Source organism: Endozoicomonas sp. ALD068, from assembly GCF_049310145.1.
Lineage (GTDB): Bacteria > Pseudomonadota > Gammaproteobacteria > Pseudomonadales > Endozoicomonadaceae > Endozoicomonas_A.
Genome location: NZ_JBLYNU010000004.1, coordinates 6,918,538 through 6,932,248 on the forward strand (window position 1 = coordinate 6,918,538; position 13,711 = coordinate 6,932,248).

At 48.0% G+C, this 13,711-nt stretch carries 12 protein-coding genes; 10 read left to right on the forward strand and 2 right to left on the reverse strand.

What is annotated here, in order from left to right; translation table 11 throughout:
* The first annotated feature begins 122 nt into the window (after positions 1-122).
* The 4 genes from ACO6V5_RS25025 (at position 123) to ACO6V5_RS25040 (ending at position 4,378) form a co-directional block, all read left to right on the forward strand.
* The gene (locus ACO6V5_RS25025; protein ID WP_422135035.1) at positions 123-1,148 is read left to right on the forward strand and encodes an amino acid ABC transporter substrate-binding protein; all 1,026 of its coding nucleotides are present in this window, start codon (positions 123-125) and stop codon (positions 1,146-1,148) included.
* Between the two features lie 150 nt (positions 1,149-1,298).
* Positions 1,299-2,477, forward strand: a complete 1,179-nt coding sequence (locus ACO6V5_RS25030) for an amino acid ABC transporter permease (RefSeq protein WP_422138747.1) — start codon at positions 1,299-1,301, stop codon at positions 2,475-2,477.
* 11 nt (positions 2,478-2,488) lie between these two features.
* Positions 2,489-3,577: an amino acid ABC transporter permease gene (locus ACO6V5_RS25035; protein ID WP_422138746.1), complete on the forward strand. Its 1,089-nt coding sequence runs from the start codon at positions 2,489-2,491 to the stop codon at positions 3,575-3,577.
* A gap of 39 nt (positions 3,578-3,616) precedes the next feature.
* Positions 3,617-4,378: an amino acid ABC transporter ATP-binding protein gene (locus tag ACO6V5_RS25040; protein WP_422409508.1), complete on the forward strand. Its 762-nt coding sequence runs from the start codon at positions 3,617-3,619 to the stop codon at positions 4,376-4,378.
* Positions 4,379-4,468: 90 nt separating this feature from the next.
* On the opposite strand, the gene ACO6V5_RS25045 is transcribed toward ACO6V5_RS25040, so the two are convergent.
* Positions 4,469-5,743 carry an OmpP1/FadL family transporter gene (locus ACO6V5_RS25045; protein ID WP_422135032.1) on the reverse strand — a complete coding sequence of 425 codons (1,275 nt, stop codon included), beginning with the start codon at positions 5,741-5,743 and terminating at the stop codon, positions 4,469-4,471.
* A 666-nt stretch (positions 5,744-6,409) separates the two neighbouring features.
* Here ACO6V5_RS25045 and ACO6V5_RS25050 point away from each other — a divergent pair.
* The gene (locus ACO6V5_RS25050) at positions 6,410-6,652 is read left to right on the forward strand and encodes a hypothetical protein (protein WP_422492183.1); all 243 of its coding nucleotides are present in this window, start codon (positions 6,410-6,412) and stop codon (positions 6,650-6,652) included.
* A gap of 152 nt (positions 6,653-6,804) precedes the next feature.
* Here ACO6V5_RS25050 and ACO6V5_RS25055 read toward each other — a convergent pair whose 3' ends face one another.
* Positions 6,805-8,094, reverse strand: a complete 1,290-nt coding sequence (locus ACO6V5_RS25055; protein WP_422409483.1) for an OmpP1/FadL family transporter — start codon at positions 8,092-8,094, stop codon at positions 6,805-6,807.
* 572 nt (positions 8,095-8,666) lie between these two features.
* On the opposite strand from ACO6V5_RS25055, the gene ACO6V5_RS25060 reads away from it, so the two are divergent.
* The 5 genes from ACO6V5_RS25060 (at position 8,667) to ACO6V5_RS25080 (ending at position 13,662) form a co-directional block, all read left to right on the forward strand.
* Entirely contained in the window at positions 8,667-9,383 is a 717-nt protein-coding gene (locus ACO6V5_RS25060) for a trimeric intracellular cation channel family protein (protein WP_422135028.1), read from the forward strand.
* 179 nt (positions 9,384-9,562) lie between these two features.
* Positions 9,563-10,822: an OmpP1/FadL family transporter gene (locus ACO6V5_RS25065; protein WP_422409479.1), complete on the forward strand. Its 1,260-nt coding sequence runs from the start codon at positions 9,563-9,565 to the stop codon at positions 10,820-10,822.
* 78 nt (positions 10,823-10,900) lie between these two features.
* Positions 10,901-11,473 (forward strand): hypothetical protein, encoded by a 573-nt coding sequence (locus ACO6V5_RS25070; RefSeq protein WP_422409477.1) that lies wholly within the window; start codon positions 10,901-10,903, stop codon positions 11,471-11,473.
* A 10-nt stretch (positions 11,474-11,483) separates the two neighbouring features.
* Complete coding sequence (locus ACO6V5_RS25075) at positions 11,484-12,890, forward strand: hypothetical protein (RefSeq protein ID WP_422409476.1); 1,407 nt, start codon at positions 11,484-11,486, stop codon at positions 12,888-12,890.
* A 79-nt stretch (positions 12,891-12,969) separates the two neighbouring features.
* On the forward strand, positions 12,970-13,662 hold the full coding sequence (locus ACO6V5_RS25080; RefSeq protein ID WP_422409474.1) for an MlaA family lipoprotein: 693 nt from the start codon (positions 12,970-12,972) through the stop codon (positions 13,660-13,662).
* The last annotated feature ends 49 nt before the right edge of the window (positions 13,663-13,711 follow it).

The window sequence follows — 13,711 nt, forward strand, 5'->3', positions numbered from 1 at the left end:
GTTTGAGTCTCTGAGAGATTTATTTGTTGGCGGACTTGTCAGCTCTGCTCAATCTAGGTAAGTTACAGCGAGTATCAGATGCCTACTGTAAAGTAGTAAAAAAATAACAAACGGGATCGATTATGATAAGAAAACTCAAAAAATGGGTTGCACCTGTTCTTATGCTGGCAGCTACCGGTGCTCAGGCTGAGACCGATAGCGGTACCCTGGAAACCGTGTTAAGCAAAGGTTACCTGAGTTGTGGTGTAAACACCGGTCTGCCGGGTTTTGCGACACCTGATGAGAAAGGCAAGTGGTCCGGCATTGATGTCGATGTCTGTCGTGGCGTAGCCGCTGCGGTACTGGGTGACGCCTCCAAGGTTAAATTCATTCCCCTGACCGCCAAAGAGCGTTTTACCGCTCTGCAGTCTGGTGAAATTGACATGCTTTCCCGTAATACCACCTGGACACTCACCCGTGACGCGTCGCTGGGTCTCAACTTTGCCGGTGTCAGTTATTACGATGGTCAGGGTTTTCTGGTGAAAAAAGAGCTGGGTGTGACCAGTGCCAAACAACTGGATGGTGCTGCGATCTGCATTCAGTCCGGTACGACTACCGAGCTGAACCTGGCCGATTATTTCCGCACCAATGGCATGAAATACCAGCCTGTTGTCTTTGATACCTCCGACGGTACGGCCAAAGGTTTTGATTCAGGTCGTTGTGATGTCCTGACTTCTGACCAATCCCAGCTTTATGCCCTGAGACTGCGTCTGTCCAAGCCGGATCAGGCTGTCGTTCTTCCCGAAGTGATTTCGAAAGAGCCTCTGGGGCCACTGGTTCGTCAGGGTGATGATCAATGGTTTAACATTGTGAAGTGGTCTCTGTTCGCTATGATCAATGCCGAAGAACTGGGTCTGACTTCAGCCAATATCGATAAGAGCAAGTCCTCAACCGATCCTTCCGTTCGCCGTTTGTTGGGCATTGAAGGTCCAAAAGGCAAAGGCATGGGTCTCAAGGACGACTGGGCTTACCAGGTAGTGAAGCAAGTGGGTAACTACGGTGAAGTCTTTGAGCGTAATATCGGTGCATCCTCTCCTCTGAAGATTGAGCGTGGCCTCAATGCCCAGTGGAACCAGGGCGGTATTCTCTACGCACCTCCTTTCCGCTAAGAGTTCTGAAAGGCCGACAGCCCCAATAAAGAGGGTTGTCAGCCTTCTGCTATCAGATGCCTATAGTAAAATACCTCTGGCAAAATACCTTTAGCAAAATAAAAGTAAAGCCATGAAAGGATTCTTCATGGCTAATAAAAAAGGCACCCTATGTTAGTAAGACTCTGGCGAGACCCGGTCTGGCGGGCTGTTCTTTTTCAGGTTCTGTTGATCCTTGCCGTCGTGGCAATGGTCGCCTGGGTAGTGAACAATACCCTGTCGAATTTAGAGCATCGCGGTATCAGTACCGGCTTTGATTTTTTATCCCAATCCGCAGGTTTTGGCATTATCCAAACTCTGGTGGAGTACGACGAAAGCCACACTTTTGGCAGAACCTTTCTGGTGGGTTTGCTCAATACTCTGCTGGTCTCATTACTGGGCGTTATCTTTGCCACCGTTCTTGGATTCCTGATCGGTGTAGCCCGCCTCTCCTCTAACTGGCTGCTGTCAAAAATGGCCAGTATTTATATTGAGGTTTTCCGGAATATTCCCCTGCTGCTGCAGATTTTCTTCTGGTACTTTGCGGTTCTGGGCATTCTGCCCAACCCCCGTCAAAGCATCAGCCTGTTTGATGCCGTCTTTCTTAATGTCCGTGGTATCTCTCTTCCCTGGCCCGAATTCAATGCTGGCATGGTGACGGTTGTCTGGGTGTTCGTCGCTTGTCTGGCTGTTGTTCTGACGTTGAGATTCTTTATGCGCCCATGGTTGTCTAACCGTCAACATGGCGAAAACAACGGGCGAACGATTCTTTTTATCAAGCTGGCAATGGCTTCATTCGTTGTGCTGATTCCACTGGTGACCAGCTTTCTGGTAGATGCACAGTTGCAATGGGAGATACCGGAATTAAAAGGTTTTAATTTCTCTGGTGGTCTGGTTTTAATCCCCGAACTGGCTGCGCTCTGGTTTGCTCTGAGTATTTATACTGCGGCTTTTATTGCTGAAGTCGTTCGTTCTGGTATTGAGTCCGTCAGCAAAGGTCAGAAGGAAGCCGCTGCGGCTCTGGGTCTCAAGCCCCGCAGAGTTTTGAGTCTGGTGGTGATTCCCCAGGCCATGCGGGTGATTATTCCGCCCCTGACCAATCAGTATCTGAACCTGATCAAGAACTCTTCACTGGCGACGGCTATAGGTTATCCGGATCTGGTTAGTGTATTTGCGGGAACCACACTGAACCAGACCGGTCAGGCCGTTGAGGTGATTGCTATGACCATGGCCGTTTATCTCACGATCAGTCTGACCGTCTCCGTCTTGATGAACTTGTATAACCGCTGGGTATCGCTGATAGAGCGATAAGGACTCTCTTTATGAAGAGCACGAAGATGGAAGAAAAAATGATTCCTGCAAGAGAGCCCCCGGTCAACTCGAGGGGTGTTTTAGGCTGGATGCGGGAGAAGCTGTTTGCGACACCCTTACAGTCACTGATGACACTGACCATTATTTACGGGCTCTATCTGATCCTTCCTCCCTTTTGGCAGTGGGCGGTCATGGACGCCACCTGGACGGGCGAAAGTCGCTCGGCCTGTAATGTCGACGGTGCCTGCTGGGCTTTTGTTACTGCACGACTGGATCAGTTTATTTACGGCTTCTATCCCGAGAGTGAAATCTGGCGGGTGAATCTGTTTTTTGCGCAGTTGGCACTGATTCTGGGTTGGCTGATGATTCCGGCCATACCCGGCAAGAAGCTGGCATTGGGCGTGGGGCTGCTGGTGTTGCCTGTGACCTCCTGGCTGGTGCTGTCCGGAGGCTACTTCGGTCTGCCCGAGGTTGAAACCCACAAGTGGGGTGGCTTGATGGTGACACTGGTGCTGGCGCTTTATGGCATGTTGGCATCACTACCGGTAGGCGTTTTGCTGGCCCTTGGCAGACGATCTTCCATGCCGGTTATCAGAACTTTCTGTACCGCCTATATTGAACTTTGGCGTGGCGTTCCGCTGATTACTGTCCTGTTTATGGCGTCGGTTATGCTGCCTCTGTTTGTTCCGGAAGAAATTGTTTTCGACAAACTGGTTCGGGCCCTGATTGGCATCGTCATGTTCCAGTCAGCTTATATGGCAGAAGTGGTCCGGGGTGGATTGCAGGCGATTCCAAGAGGCCAGGTAGAAGCCTGTCAGAGTCTCGGAATGGGCTACTGGCAGAGTATGTTGCTGGTGGTGCTGCCCCAGGCTGTTCGTCTGGTCATTCCCGGCATTGTGAATACCTTTATTGCCCTGTTCAAAGACACCAGTCTGGTATTGGTGATTGGTCTGTTTGATCTGCTTTCGATTGTTCAGGCGGCCCTGAATGACCCCGAGTGGCTGGGCAGTGCCGTAGAAGGTTATCTGTTTGCCGGATTTGTGTTCTGGTTGTTCTGTTTTGGTATGTCCAAATACAGCCAGCGCCTGGAAAAGAATTGAATTCAAGAATAATGAAAATGAGAGGTCTTCATGGATAAGATGGTCCGGGAAGTTAAAGACCCTGCAAGTCCTGTCATCAGGTTGAATGGGGTTAATAAATGGTACGACAGCTTTCATGTCCTCAGAGATATTAATCTGGATGTGGTGCGTGGCGAAAAGATCGTGATCTGCGGGCCTTCCGGCTCGGGTAAGTCGACGTTGATTCGCTGCATCAATGCGCTGGAAGAGCATCAGGAAGGCCAGATTATTGTTGATGGCACAGAGCTGACCCGGGACCTGAAAAATATAGAGAAGGTCCGTCGTGAAGTCGGTATGGTGTTTCAGCAGTTTAATCTGTTCCCTCATCTGACGGTACTTGAAAACTGCACGCTGGCGCCGCTCTGGGTCAGAAAAACCGCTAAAAAAGAAGCGGAAAAAACGGCGATGGAATACCTGGAGCGCGTCCGTATTCCCGATCAGGCAGATAAATATCCCGGACAACTCTCGGGAGGTCAGCAGCAGCGTGTGGCAATTGCCCGAAGCCTGTGCATGAACCCGGAAATCATGTTGTTTGATGAGCCGACTTCGGCATTGGACCCGGAAATGATCAAGGAAGTACTGGACGTCATGATCGAGCTGGCCAATGAAGGCATGACCATGCTCTGCGTGACCCATGAAATGGGCTTTGCCAAAACGGTAGCGGACCGCATGATCTTTATGGATCAGGGGCAAATCGTGGAAGAGGCGACACCGGACGTCTTCTTTAATAATCCGAAGTCCGAGCGTAGCAGGGAGTTTTTGGGGCAGATTCTTAATCACTAATTGCCTGTTTGACTTCAGTATGAATTCCAAACAACAAGGCCGCTGATCGAAAGATCAGCGGCCTTGTTATGTTTCTACTGAAAAACCGGCTTAGAAACGGTAAGTTGCAGATGCATGGAGGGAGTATGAGCTGGATTCATACTTGCCACTGTAAGATGTAGTGTCCTCAGTTAGTTGACCACCACCTTTTACATCGTCATTCTCAACGGTGTCGTAGACAGCCGCAAAGTCCAGATCCACCTGTCCATCAAGAATGCTGGTTCCGGCACCCAGAGTGAAGCTGTGGGCATTGGCTGGAGTAGAGAAGGTAGGCGCAGCATATTCTTCGGGTACAACAGCTGTTGTATAAATATAACCGGCTCTCAGGGCCCAGTTTTCAATGCCTGTATACTCGGCTGCAATGCGGTAGTTGTATTGGTCTTCCCAGTTGGTGTTGATTGCTGGTACAAGCAGGCTGTCGTCGGAGGTAAACTCGATCTGCTCGTTGTTGCTGTACTCGGTGTATGTGACTTCACCAAACAGGGTCCAGTTTGGAGCTACCTGGTAATCGATACCACTAGAGATCTGCATAGGCAGTGCTGTTTTTGCAGTCGCGTCTGCTGACCTACTTGGAGTGAGGCCGGTTCGCTCGTTGTAATCACCATCCGCTTCAATATCTACTTCAGAACGGTAGTTGATACCCCAGCCCCAACGGTTGTCGTCTGAGCGGTACATTGCACCCAGACGGACACCGAAGGTATTGAAGCCGCTCATGTCGTTGTAACCCACGGCAGCTCCAACCTCTCCAAAAGGTGGTTTTTGAGCTGCTGACACCATGTTGATATCGGCCGTGGCATAAGTCAGGCGATAAGTGCCCCCAACGGACCAGTTGTTATTGATGCGATAAGATAACCCCAGACCCGCTTCAATAATCTTTATGTCAGTAGAGTATTCATCTGTGATGGAGTGATCGTTGCCAACCGTTACATCTTCATACTTGGCAGCAGCACCACCAGAAGCATAAACACCATAACCCATAGTGAACTTGTCGTTCAGTTTGTACAGACCTGTCAGGCCGCCCGCAGGGGAAAAGTTGGTTTCACCTTCAATAAAAGTATTTCCATCCGCAGGACCATTTACCTGAGTAAAGGTAGGAGACACATGCAGAGCAATATCATTGGACTCCGCAAAAGCCATACCGGCCGGGTTGAAGAAGATGGCACTGGAATCATCGACAGAAGAAACGGCTGCACCTGCCAGTGCACTGTATTCGGCATCCCAGAGCGTCGCTTTCTCAAAACCACCGGCTACCGCGTGACCTGAAGAAACAGCAACAGCGAGAGTTGAAACGAGGAAAAAAGGCGAGGAACGTGTAGGGCTTTTCATTATTACTCCTTAATGGTGGCAAGACCTCAGGCAGCTCCCTGTTTTAAAAAAGGATTTCTTTTTATTAACAAGTGACATCAATCTGCCTGATTGCGAACCTTGTGAGCTCTTGTGGATTTTTGCTGGTTCGCTGGTCGAACGAGGGCTATTTTATTTATTCTTAATCGAAATTAATGTTATTTTTTTGTAAATAATTAACTATTAAAAAAACTTTTAAAAGTGCTTCAAAACAAGCTTTGAAATTATTGTGAGCAGTAACTCTATTTCTAACTTTCTAATTCAAGGTGAATTTTTTTGTTAATAATAATTCGAATATTATTCGAGTTATTGTTGCAATTAATTCCATGCACCTTGATTAAGATGCGTTACTGGAATTCTCCTCCGGAAGACCCGGGGCGACCCCGTCTGGGCGACCCCGTCTGGGCGACCCCGTCTGGGCGACCCCGTCTAGGCGACCCCGTCAAGAAACACGGGCAGAAAGCGGAGGGTATTTTACTTTTCCTGTCAGGTAGCGTAATCGCTAGAAACGCCTGACGGATGGCAAAATAGCACAAGAGGCTTGCTCTGCAAGCCGAGCTTTCATCCCCGTCCTCAAGAGGGTGTCGTAAAACTCTGGTTCCCATGCTCCAGAGGGTGTCGCAAAACTCTCTCCAACGTGCGAACGAGTTGACTCTCGTCATTCCCGACTTCATTCTCGTCATTCCCGCGAATGCGGGAATCCACACTGACTCACCACCAGAACCATACTACCCGGTGCCCCCCTGGCCTTGTCATCCCCGAGAAGGCAGAGATCCACCGTTGGCGCTGGATTCCCGCCTTCGCGGGAATGACGACCTCAGAGCATGGGAACGAGCTATTGGAGTTTTGCGACATCCTCTCAAAGTACGGGGTTTTACGCTCATTCGATAATGAGGTCGGACCGGGTGGTTAATACATTAACTGTATTTATGAGAGGTTAAACATCTATTGGACGGAAGGGGGTTAAATAATGATCTCAGAAAAAAACAAGGCCGCAGACTTTAGATCAGCGGCCTTGTCTATTATGCGTCTAACAAACCGACTTAGAAGCGGTAAGTTGCAGAAGCATGGAGGGAGTAGGAGCTGGATTCATACTTACCAGCATAAGATTTAGTAGTGCTGGTCAGGTCACCACCCCCTTTTACATCATCATTCTTAACTGTGTCGTATACAGCAGCAAAGTCCAGATCCACTTGTCCATCAAGAATGCTGGTACCTGCACCCAGAGTGAAGCTGTGCGCATCGGCTGGGCTTGAGAAGGTGGGCGCAGCATATTCTTCGGGTACAACAGCTGTTGTATAAATGTAACCGGCTCTGAGAGCCCAGTTTTCGATTCCGGTGTACTCGGCAGCAACGCGGTAGTTGTATTGGTCTTCCCAGTTGGTGTTGATTGCAGGTACGGCGACAGTGGTATCGTCAGAGCTAAAGTCAATCTTTTCAATGTCGCTGTACTTAGAATAAGTGATCTCACCGAACAGGGTCCAGTGTGGGGCTACCTTGTAGTCGACACCGGTAGATATCAACATTGGCAATGCTGTTTCTGCAGTGGCATCACCTGTATCGCTGCCGCCAGCTCCGTCACGGTAGTTGTAATCACCATCCGCTTCAATATCGACTTCAGAACGGTAGTTGATACCCCAGCCCCAGCGGTCGTCATCAGAGCGGTACATGGCACCCAGACGAACACCGAAGGTATTGAAGCCGCTCAGGTCGTTATAGCCCACCGCAGCACCAACAGCACCACCAAACGCATCAGGGGCAGACGCCAAGTTGATATCGGCAGTAGCATAGGTCAGGCGATATGTACCCCCAACGGACCAGTTATTGTTAATGCGGTATGATAACCCCAGACCCGCTTCAATAATTTTGATGTCAGTAGAGTAGTCGGCTGTGACGGGTAGAGCGCTGCCAACCTTAACATCCTCATAACTGGCAGCCGCACCTCCAGAGGCATAAATACCGTAACCCATGGTGAACTTGTTATCCAGTTTGAACAAACCTGTAAAGCCGCCAACAGGGGAAAAGTTTTTTTCACCATCAGTAAAGTTTGTACCATCCGCAGGACTGCTTGTCTGGGTAATGGTTGGAGATAAGTGCAGAGCAATATCATTAGACTCCGCAAAAGCCAGACCGGCCGGGTTGTAGAAGATGGCACTGGAATCACTGACAGAAGAAACCGCTGCACCTGCCAGTGCAGTGTATTCAGCATCCCAGAGCGTCGCTTTTTCAAATCCACCGGCTACCGCCTGACCTGCTGAAAGTGCAACAGCCAAGGAGGAGGCTACAGCTAATGGAGAGAGAGAAAAATGCGAGGAACGAGTGTGGCTTTTCATTATAACTCCTGGCGGTGGCATGACCTGAGGCGGCTGCTTGTTGCAAAGAATGCCACTAAGAAATGGCTTCTTTTTTTATTAACAAGTGATGTGAGGCTGCCTGATTACGAACGTTGTTTGCTCTTTTGTGAGTCTTTTCCGGTTCGCTGGTCGAAAGACCGCTGGTCTATTTATGCTTATTATTAGTTTTTGTTGTCGTTTTTAACGTGCTCTGCAATGGATGTTTGAAACGACAGTACGAAATATCTCTGTTTAGAGGTGTCGAGTCAAGACAGGGGTCGGTTTTAATTGTAATTCGAATAGTATTCGATTTTTATTTTAATGAATTTAAGGTATTTTGATGCCGCTTTTTATAACTAACTCAATGATATTTAATGGTTTTTCTGGAAGGTTGAGATCCGGAACAGTATCGAGAAAAGAAGAAAAAAAATTTTAAAAAAATATACAATCGAGTCTCTGATTGCTGTGTAGGCGTCAGTAATCGGGCCATGTTGAATACTTAAGATGTTTTTTATATAAACTGAAAGACAGGCACTCATGGTGTCATCTGAACCTGCATAAGGCTTCGGAGTTTGACGAAAGTTCCTGTTGAATTAAGTAAGCGCCCTGATGTGGCCTATGCGATTTGGAACGTATACTTTGGGTATTCATTCATCGGATTCATTCTCTCTTTCATGCTGCTCTATATTCTGGATTTATTTGGTACTGCAGTGTTTGCCATCAGCGGTGCCTGGCTGGCCTGTCGCAAGGATATGGATATCTTTGGGGCAATGGTTCTGGCGTTTGCCACTGCCGTGGGGGGTGGAACGATTCGTGATGTTCTTCTGGGAGCAACCCCGGTTTTCTGGGTACAGAATCATGATTATGTTCTGGTCACTCTTGCCTCAACGTTGCTGGCGATTCTGGTAAGGCGCTGGCATCAGAAAACCCATCATATGATGTTGCTTTCTGATGCGCTGGGTCTGGCTGTATTTACTGTGATTGGTGTCACCAAAGCTCTGGATTTCGGTGCTTCGGCTATTGTCTCTGTCATGATGGGGGTGCTTACCGGTTGTGGTGGAGGGGCTATCCGTGATCTGCTTTCTGGTGAAGTGCCGCTGGTGCTAAAAAAAGAGGTCTACGCCTTTGCCGCTATGGCGGGTGGTGCTCTTTTTGTTGTATTGGAATCTTATATTGGAGTCAATATGGCAACACTGCTGTCTGCAGGTCTGGTTCTGTTACTCAGACTTTTGGCTCTTTACAAGAAATTATCTCTCCCCCGTTTTGACCTGCCTCCCACCGCCCGCTGACTTGAAAGGAGCTTTGAGATATAGCTATTTGCTCAGAGCTCTCGTGTTTTTAATATCTCTTGATTACTAATCGTCGTTAATGCCTCTAAAAAAAAAGCATGGAAGCGTTTCTGCGTCTATACCTTTCAGAACAACACACACAATGAGGTTTGAAGATGACTTTGTGTTTACGACAGAGGTTGGCTGTTCTGTCACCTCTTCTTGCCGCCATGGCAGTTTCCTTTCATTCCAGTAATGCTTTCTCTGCAGGTTACGGTATTAATGAAAACTCAGCCAGCTACATGGGTACAGCCTATGCGGGCAGAGCGTCCAACCCTCAGGATGCTTCCATTGCAGCCAACAACCCGGCGGGAATAGCTTATGTTGAGGGTACTCAGGTTTCAGTGGGCTCCGCTATCATTCTTGAGGGAGGTGAGTTTGAGGGGCAGCATACTATTGGTTCAACGCCGATTGCTCAGGGCAAGACGGAAGATTTCGTGTCAACAAGCGGAGTACCTTTTGGGCATTTTGTTATGCCATTGAATGAGCAAATCAGCTTCGGGCTAAGTGGATATGCTCCAAATGGCATTGAGCTGGACTATGACAAGGATTGGGCAGGTCGTTACTTTGGTATTAAAACCAGCGTTAAAACCGTTAACCTGCAAGGTACCGTTTCTTATAAATTCCAGGAAGACTTTTCTATTGGTTTTGGATTGATAGGTTCCTATGTGGAAGGGGAATTAACACAAAATTCGAGTCCCAGTTCTCCTGCCTTAGAATCAAAGATTGAAGGTGATGCTAAAACATTGGGTTGGACTCTGGGAGCACTGTGGAATGTTTATGATAAAACCTATGTGGGGCTTTCTTTCTTCTCAGAGCTGGATTTTGAACTCGAGGGAGATGTGAAAGTGGCTCCGGTTGGTTTGAAATCAGATGCAAAGCTTGATATCACAATGCCCGAGAAAGCAGCTCTTAGCCTGACTCATCAGCTCAACGATGAATGGACTCTGATGGCTGAGGCCACATGGACTCGTTGGAGCCGTTTTGAGGAATTTTATGTCAGAGTGGAAGACCCGACTATACCCAGCAGCTATGTCCCAATCAACTGGAAAGATGTCTGGTCATGGAGTTTTGGAGCTACATGGCAAGTACTGCCAGAATGGAAGCTAAGGGCAGGCTATATGTTTGATGAGTCTCCCGTCGATGATGACAATCGTACTGTGCGTACACCGGATTCCGATCGTAACTGGTTTACCGTGGGAGCAAACTGGAGGCCAGATACTAATATCTCCATAGACATATCCTATGCGTACGTCAGCTTGAAAGAAGGGAAAATCAATGAAGCCAAGTACAATACACCGCCAATGCAAGACACTACTATACCCGAATTCGGCACAATAACAGGAGATTATAAAAACAGCTCCAATATTGTGGCTGCACAATTGAATTATATTTTCTAGACTTGTTGAGTCTGAGACCTTGCCTGCTTTCACAGGCAAGGTCTTGGTTGAGGTTTTTCAGAACCAGGGAATAAGTCGATGAAATCAGTCTTTCACAAAAAAACGATTAAAATTAGTCTCGTCATGGCCGCGTCAGCGGCGACAGCAGGTGCTCTGGTTTCGGGGTATGCAGACCAGCCCGCCAGCAACAAAGATGAAGTGATTACCGAAAAGCGCAATGTTGATCAGGACAAGTTCTGTCAGGATCTCGGTCAGCTTTTTACCAAAAGCCAGAATGGTTTTTCGGACATACGTAAACAACCTTCTTTTTACAACAAGATCACCATATGGCAGACAGACTATCAACCACTGAACGGTGGCTGCGAGGTCTGGCAGTGGTCGAATCGTTACAGCTATGTATGCAGTCGTGTTCTGCCTGATGAACAGACTGCGGCTCAGGCTTTTGACGAAGCCAACCGCGTCATTGGTCAATGTCTGCCGAAGAGTTGGGCGCAAAAGCAGGTGGCATTGCCTGACAACAAGGGCGAAAAAATTCAGTATTCCTTCAATGGGCAGGTCAGGGGCTCTCTGGAAAAAGTCAGCACCGGCGGCCTGTTTACCCATGACTGGACAGTTTACCTGTTGATTTCATCACCGGAAAATACTCAGTAGTAGTACTGATATGAGTAAAAGAAAGGCATTTTGTCCGGTAGTACTCACGGACACTGTGGCGTGGGCAAAATGTTTTTTGAAAGACCGTGGTCGTTTAACTTCCATCCTGAAAAAGCTTCCGTTATTAGTGCTTCTTCTCTATCAGGGCACTCTGTGGGCTTATGGCTTTCCTATTAAGGACCCATTCCTGGCGACCGTCGTTGGCACCCCGCCCGGGCAACAGGTGAAGCTTCGGCAAGGTATTGTCCGCGAGGCGATTTTAGGATTGGCTGACGAAACCGTTAAGGGTGCACCGGGTATATTCTGGGATGTGATCAAACCCCGTTTCAAGTTGGCCTGGCAGGAGAAACCTGCTCCACTGATTTTTATTATTGCCGGCACCGGTGGTCGTTTCGATACCAGCAAGGTCGAGTTCCTGAAAAAGGTTTACTATCAAGCGGGCTTTCATGTTATTCAGATCTCATCTCCCACCAGCTACGACTTTGTTGTTTCCGGCTCCCGATCCCATCGACCCGGTCTGACTCAGCAGGATTCAGAAGATCTCTATCGTCTGATGAAAGCGTCTGTCAGGCGGGTTCGCTCCTTTAAAAAAATTCAGATTAAAGGCTGGTATCTGACAGGTTACAGCCTTGGTGCGCTCAACGCTGCTTATATCGCCAGAATAGACAGCGAACATAATGCCTTTGGCTTTAATCGTGTGCTGTTAGTGAATCCTCCTGTTGACCTGCGGCGCACCGTCAATAGTCTTGATCGCTTACTGCTGGTCGACGTGCGGGGCGTTGATAATGCAAAAACGCTTTTTAAACATTTCTTTGACAAGCTGGCTGCTTATTTTCGGACGCATAAAAGTATTGATATCGATGAATCCATGTTGGTTCAGGTGGCAAAAAGCGCTTATGCCCTGAGCAGGGAAGAGCTGGCACTGCTGATAGGCGTCAATTTCAGGTTGGTAGTAGCGTCCCTCTATTTCACTTCTGCTGTCATGACCTGGAACATCAGCCTGATTCCCAGGTTTTTTAAATTCACCCTGAGTGATAGCCGAACTCCTTATTTTAAGCGGGCTATGTTTTGCAGCTTTGAATGCTATATAGATAAGGTACTGATTCCTTATGAAGAGAAGCAGAAGGGAATCTACTTTGATCAGAAAAAATCCCTCGCTGCGCAGCGTGCTCTTATATTTGAGCAGAACGGTTTGCCTCGCCTTAAGTTGTGGTTGAAGAAAGCCCGGCATATAGGTGTGATGCACAATGTGGATGACTTTATTATTGACAAGAAAGGGCTCGACTTTCTTTATGATACCTTCGATGGGCGAATAAAAATTTACCCTCGGGGTGGGCATATGGGCAATCTGAAGTATCCACAAAACGTGGAGGATATGCTCAGCTTTATCAAAGGTAAGGGCTTTCCCGATGCTTAGAGCCGGATGCCTGCTCTTGTTGTTTTCTCTAACAGTCTGCAATCTCCCGGCTGATCATAGTATCCCTTATTCAGATCCTATGGATACTTTGAAGTACCGAGACCCTGATGATGAGTTATTGGAAGACTGGCATCACAATATGAATTCAATGTCGTTTATGGATGTTTATGACCCACTGGAGCCCTTTAATCGCGAGGTGTTTGCTTTTAACCGGCAGTTGGATCGCTATTTTCTTGAGCCCGTCATGCAGCTTTATGAAACGGTGACTCCATTTTTTGTTCGGATCGGAATAGCCCATTTTTTTCAGAATCTGAAAGAAGTTTCCACCCTTATGAACAACCTGCTTCAGTTTGAAGGTGAGCGAGCCGTTAAGTCAGTCGGTCGGTTATTCATCAACACTACTCTGGGTATTTTTGGCTTTTTTGATCCTGCCGAGAGTATGGGGTTGCCCCATCAACGCAATGTATTTGGCAATACACTGGCAAAATATGGGGTGGCGCCCGGACCCTATCTGGTGGTTCCGGTCGTTGGTCCATTCAGTTTGAGGGATGTGAGTGGTCTGGTCGTTGATCTGGCCGCAGAAGATTATATTGATTTTCTCGGGGTGCCTTCACAGGTGTTTTCCGAGCCTGACCTGTTTGCCATCTATGGAATTAACTATCGCTATACCGTCCCCATGAGCTACGATGACTTCAGTTCGCCCTTTAGCTACGACATCATTCGCTTTTTGTATACCAAAAGGCGGGAGTTGGAAGTGGGCGTTAACAAGTAAAGCTCCAATGTGTCTGCAATAGAAGGGAGGTGTCTTCCAGCTCGCAGGC